The sequence below is a fragment of the Streptomyces muensis genome (genome assembly GCF_021474425.1).
Lineage (GTDB): Bacteria > Actinomycetota > Actinomycetes > Streptomycetales > Streptomycetaceae > Streptomyces > Streptomyces muensis.
In genome coordinates this window covers 1-4,570 of sequence record NZ_JAKEIP010000425.1, presented here as the reverse complement: position 1 = coordinate 4,570, position 4,570 = coordinate 1, and the positions used below count along the sequence as shown (strand labels likewise).

General features: G+C 70.8%; 4 protein-coding genes. 2 read left to right on the top strand and 2 right to left on the bottom strand.

The annotated features are described in order from the left end of the window. The first annotated feature begins 46 nt into the window (after positions 1–46). Together L0P92_RS42325 and L0P92_RS42320 are read left to right on the top strand one after the other, a co-directional pair. The gene (locus L0P92_RS42325) at positions 47–571 is read left to right on the top strand and encodes a SigE family RNA polymerase sigma factor (protein ID WP_234768462.1); all 525 of its coding nucleotides are present in this window, start codon (positions 47–49) and stop codon (positions 569–571) included. Then, entirely contained in the window at positions 568–1,524 is a 957-nt protein-coding gene (locus L0P92_RS42320; protein ID WP_234768461.1) for a hypothetical protein, read from the top strand. The genes L0P92_RS42325 and L0P92_RS42320 overlap by 4 nt, the downstream gene beginning before the upstream one ends. Positions 1,525–1,541: 17 nt before the next feature. Here the strand turns inward: L0P92_RS42320 and L0P92_RS42315 are convergent, their stop codons facing one another. Both L0P92_RS42315 and L0P92_RS42310 read right to left on the bottom strand, forming a co-directional pair. Next, complete coding sequence (locus L0P92_RS42315) at positions 1,542–1,967, bottom strand: helix-turn-helix transcriptional regulator (protein ID WP_234768463.1); 426 nt, start codon at positions 1,965–1,967, stop codon at positions 1,542–1,544. Positions 1,968–2,152: 185 nt separating this feature from the next. Beyond that, positions 2,153–4,516 carry an ATP-binding cassette domain-containing protein gene (locus L0P92_RS42310; protein ID WP_234768460.1) on the bottom strand — a complete coding sequence of 788 codons (2,364 nt, stop codon included), beginning with the start codon at positions 4,514–4,516 and terminating at the stop codon, positions 2,153–2,155. Between the last annotated feature and the right edge of the window lie 54 nt (positions 4,517–4,570).

Here is a 4,570-nt window from a genome sequence, read left to right as displayed (position 1 = left end):
ACCGGATTCGGGGTGGTGGGGGTCTGGAGGGCGAGGGAGGTGCTTGATGCAGGGCGAACTAGAGGCCCAGTTCCAGGAATTCGTCAGGGCGCGGTGGTCCCACCTCGTGCGGACCGCGTATCTGCTCACGGGCGACGCGCACCACGCCGAGGACCTGACCCAGACGGCACTGGCGAAGGCGTACCGGTCATGGCGGCGCGTGTCGCGGGCCGATCATCCGGAGGCGTATGTGCGGCGGATGCTGGTCAGCTGCAACAGCGACCGCTTCCGCAAGCGGCGAGTCGCCGAGTCGTTGACAGCAGTACCACCGGAGACGCCGAGGCGCGAACAGGGCTTCGCCGACGTGGACGAACGCGGCGCCCTGCTGGAGGCGCTCGCCCAACTGCCGCCGAGGCAACGCGCGGTGGTCGTCATGCGCTACTGGGAGGACCTGTCCGAGGCCGAGGTCGCCGAGGTGCTCGGCTGTTCCACGGGCACGGTCAAGAGCCAGGCGTCGAAGGGGTTGGCGAAGTTGCGGGCGTACCCGGGCCTGGCCCGGATGACGCCGTCCGTGCAGGGAGGCAGCAGGTGAACGACGACGAGCAGCGGCAGGGAGCGGAGAGCGAGCGGGACTTCGAGGAGCAGTTGCGGGAACTGCTCGCCGAGACCGCGCACACGTTCCGGCCCCCGTCCGCGCCCTGTCCGGCGATCCGTCGCCGGGGCGTGATCGAGCGACGGCGCCGGGTGGCCGCGGCGGGCGCGGTGCTGGTGACGTTGGCGGCGATGCCGGTCGGGGCGTACGCACTGGGCGGCGACCGTACGGGCGCGGACACCGCGACGACACCGGCTCCGTCCGTCAGCGCGGCCCGGACGCCGTCCCCGTCCCCGACGACTCCCGTTGGCCCCGCCCGGCCCGCCACACCGGGCCAGCTCCTCGACGGGATCACCTTCGCGCAGGCCACGGACGGTCTGGAGAAGTGCCTGGCCTACGCCGGGACCGGCCTGCGGGGCGACGACCGGTCCGACCCGGGCGGGGCCGACGGCTACCGCGTCCTTCTGGCGATGCGGAGCACCGGCGATTCCAACGCGACCGGCGACGGCATGTTCGTCGTCGCCACGGAGCGGAAGGAGAAGAAGGAGGCGGAGGAGACGGGGGCGCAGGATGTCGCGCTCATCTGCCGGATCGTGGGCGGTGAGGTCGTCGGCCTCTCCGGTACCGGTGCCGCCGGTCCGTCGGAAGCCGGTCCCGTGTTCGTCGACCTGAACGGCGGCCGGCTCTACCAGCAGTCCGTCCTGGACCGGGGCAACTGGAAACTCCCGTTCCGCTGGGGCCTGGTCGGCACGGTCGAGGCGTCGGTGGCCGAGGTGACCGTCTCCTACGGGGACAGCAGTGCCGAGGCGGCCCTCGACCACGGCTGGTTCGTGGCGTCCGGCGTGCTGAACCAGCAGGTCACGCTCGCGCCGCGGATCAAGGGCTACGACGCCGACGGCAGGTTGGTCTACGACTCGGACGACGACCGGTACTACGCGAAGACCCTGCCGTGAACACCCGTCGCCACCGGCTACGGCTGCGGCTCGCCGACCGGCACCGCTCCGTTGACCGCGGCCGCCAGGCTGAACGGCGCCTCCCGCTTCCGCAGGGGCCTGGTCACCTGCTTCGCCACGCATGACGGGATCCCGGCCGTCGCGTCCGCCACGGCGTCCGCCGCCTGCCGCCGGTAGGCGCTCGGCGACATCCCGACCAGCTCCGTGAACCGGGTGCTGAAGGTGCCCAGCGAGGAGCAGCCGACCTCGAAGCACACCTCGGTGACGCTGAGGTCGCCGCGGCGCAGCAGCGCCGTCGCGCGCTCGATGCGCCGCGTCATCAGGTAGCCGTACGGCGACTCGCCGTAGGCGGCCTTGAACTCGCGGCTGAGGTGCCCGGCCGACATGTGCACGCCCCGCGCGAGGGCCTCGACGTCGAGCGGCCGCGCGTACTCCCGGTCCATCCGGTCGCGGACGCGGCGCAGCGCGACGAGGGTGCGCAGTCGCTGTTCCTCGGGCGTGGAGTGGCTGGATCGCACACCCGTATCCTCGCGGGCCGCCTCCCACCTCGTCCACTCCCGCGTCCGGCTCTGCCGGGCGCGGGAGGAGAGGAGGGCCATCACCGGTGTCGTGGTGAGGCACATCGCGGTCAGCCGCCGACGTAGGCCGCGAGGTGCTCACCGGTGAGGGTGGAGCGCTCGGCGACGAGGTCGGCGGGGGTGCCCTCGAAGACGATCCGGCCGCCGTCGTGGCCGGCGCCGGGGCCGAGGTCGATGATCCAGTCGGCGTGCGCCATGACGGCCTGGTGGTGCTCGATGACGATGACCGACTTGCCGGAGTCGACGAGCCGGTCGAGCAGGCCGAGCAGTTGCTCGACGTCGGCGAGGTGGAGGCCGGTGGTGGGCTCGTCGAGGACGTAGACGCCGCCCTTGTCGGCCATGTGCGTGGCCAGTTTCAGCCGCTGCCGCTCACCGCCGGACAGGGTGGTCAGCGGCTGGCCGAGGGTGAGGTAGCCGAGGCCGACGTCCGCCATCCGCTCCAGGATCCGGTGGGCGGCCGGGGTGCGTGCCTCGCCGGCGCGGAAGAACTCCTCGGCCTCGGTCACCGACATCGCGAGCACCTCGCTGATGTCCCGGCCGCCGAAGCGGTACTCCAGCACCGACGCCTCGAACCGCTTGCCCTCGCAGTCCTCGCAGGTGGTGGCGACGCTCTGCATGATCGCCAGGTCGGTGTAGATGACACCGGCGCCGTTGCAGGTGGGGCAGGCGCCCTCGGAGTTGGCGCTGAACAGGGCCGGCTTCACACCGTTGGCCTTGGCGAAGGCCTTGCGGATCGGGTCGGCGAGTCCGGTGTACGTGGCCGGGTTGCTGCGCCGGGAGCCGCGGATCGGGGTCTGGTCGACCGAGACCACGCCCTCCTCGGCGGGGATCGAGCCGTGCACGAGGGAGCTCTTGCCGGAGCCGGCGACACCGGTGACGACGGTGAGCACGCCGAGCGGGATGTCGACGTCGACGTCCTGGAGGTTGTTCGCCGTGGCGCCGCGGATCGCGAGCGTGCCGGTGGCCTTGCGGACGGTCTCCTTGACCGCGGCCCGGTCACCGAGATGACGTCCGGTGACGGTGTCGCTCTTCCGCAGCCCTTCCAGGGTGCCCTCGAAGCAGACGGTGCCGCCCGCCGTGCCGGCGCCGGGACCGAGGTCCACGACGTGGTCGGCGATGGCGATCGTCTCCGGCTTGTGCTCGACGACCAGCACGGTGTTGCCCTTGTCGCGCAGGCGCAGCAGCAGGTTGTTCATGCGCTGGATGTCGTGCGGGTGCAGTCCGATGGTCGGCTCGTCGAAGACGTACGTGACATCGGTGAGCGAGGACCCGAGGTGACGGATCATCTTGGTGCGCTGTGCCTCGCCGCCGGAGAGGGTGCCGGAGGCCCGGTCGAGGGACAGGTATCCGAGGCCGATCTCCACGAAGGAGTCGAGGGTGTGCTGGAGCTTGGCGAGCAGCGGCGCCACGGACGGCGCTTCGAGTGTCCGGACCCACTCGGCCAGGTCGCGGATCTCCATCGAGCAGGCGTCGGCGATGTTGATCTTGCCGATCTTCGAGGAGCGGGCGAGTTCGCTGAGCCGGGTGCCGTCGCAGTCGGGGCACCGGGCGAAGGTGACCGCGCGGTCCACGAAGGCCCGGATGTGCGGCTGCATCGACTCGCGGTCCTTGGACAGGAAGCTCTTCTGGAGCTTGGGGATCAGGCCCTCGTAGGTGAGGTTGACACCGTTGATCTTGACCTTGGTCGGCTCCCGGTAGAGGAAGTCGTGCCGCTCCTTCTTCGTGTACTCCCGGATCGGCTTCTCCTTGTCGAAGAACCCGGACTCGGCTATGACCCGCACGACCCACCCGTCGCCCGTGTAGGTGGGGATGGTGAACGGATCCTCCGACAGCGACTTGGAGTCGTCGAAGAGCTGCGTGAGGTCGATGTCGGAGACCGTGCCGCGGCCCTCGCAGTGGGTGCACATGCCGCCGGTGCGGCTGAAGCTGACCTTCTCGGTCCTGGTCTTCTCGGCGCCCCGGTCGACGGTGAAGCCGCCGCTCGCCGAGACCGAGGCGACGTTGAAGGAGTACGCGGCGGGCGGGCCGATGTGCGGTTCGCCGAGGCGGCTGAAGAGGATGCGCAGCATCGCGTTGGCGTCGGTGGCGGTGCCGACGGTGGAGCGCGGGTCGGAGCCCATCCGCTGCTGGTCCACGGTGATCGCGGTGGTCAGGCCGTCGAGTACGTCGACCTCGGGGCGGGCGAGGTTGGGCATGAACCCTTGCAGGAAGGCGCTGTACGTCTCGTTGATCAGCCGTTGCGACTCGGCGGCGATGGTGTCGAAGACGAGCGAGCTCTTGCCCGAGCCGGAGACGCCGGTGAACACCGTCAGGCGGCGCTTCGGGATCTCGATGCTGACGTCCTTGAGGTTGTTCTCGCGAGCGCCGTGCACCCGGATCAGGTCGTGGCTGTCGGCAACGTGCGGCGCGGTCATCGTCGTGTTCTCCATCTACGGGCGGCGGGACGGTGCGTGGGTGGGTCGGGGCAG

Excerpts from the sequence above, each read along its gene's own strand:
- L0P92_RS42310 (WP_234768460.1), bottom strand. The coding sequence starts at position 4,516 with ATGACCGCGCCGCACGTTGCCGACAGCCACGACCTGATCCGGGTGCAC.
- L0P92_RS42325 (WP_234768462.1), top strand. The coding sequence starts at position 47 with ATGCAGGGCGAACTAGAGGCCCAGTTCCAGGAATTCGTCAGGGCGCGG.
- L0P92_RS42315 (WP_234768463.1), bottom strand. The coding sequence starts at position 1,967 with ATGGACCGGGAGTACGCGCGGCCGCTCGACGTCGAGGCCCTCGCGCGG.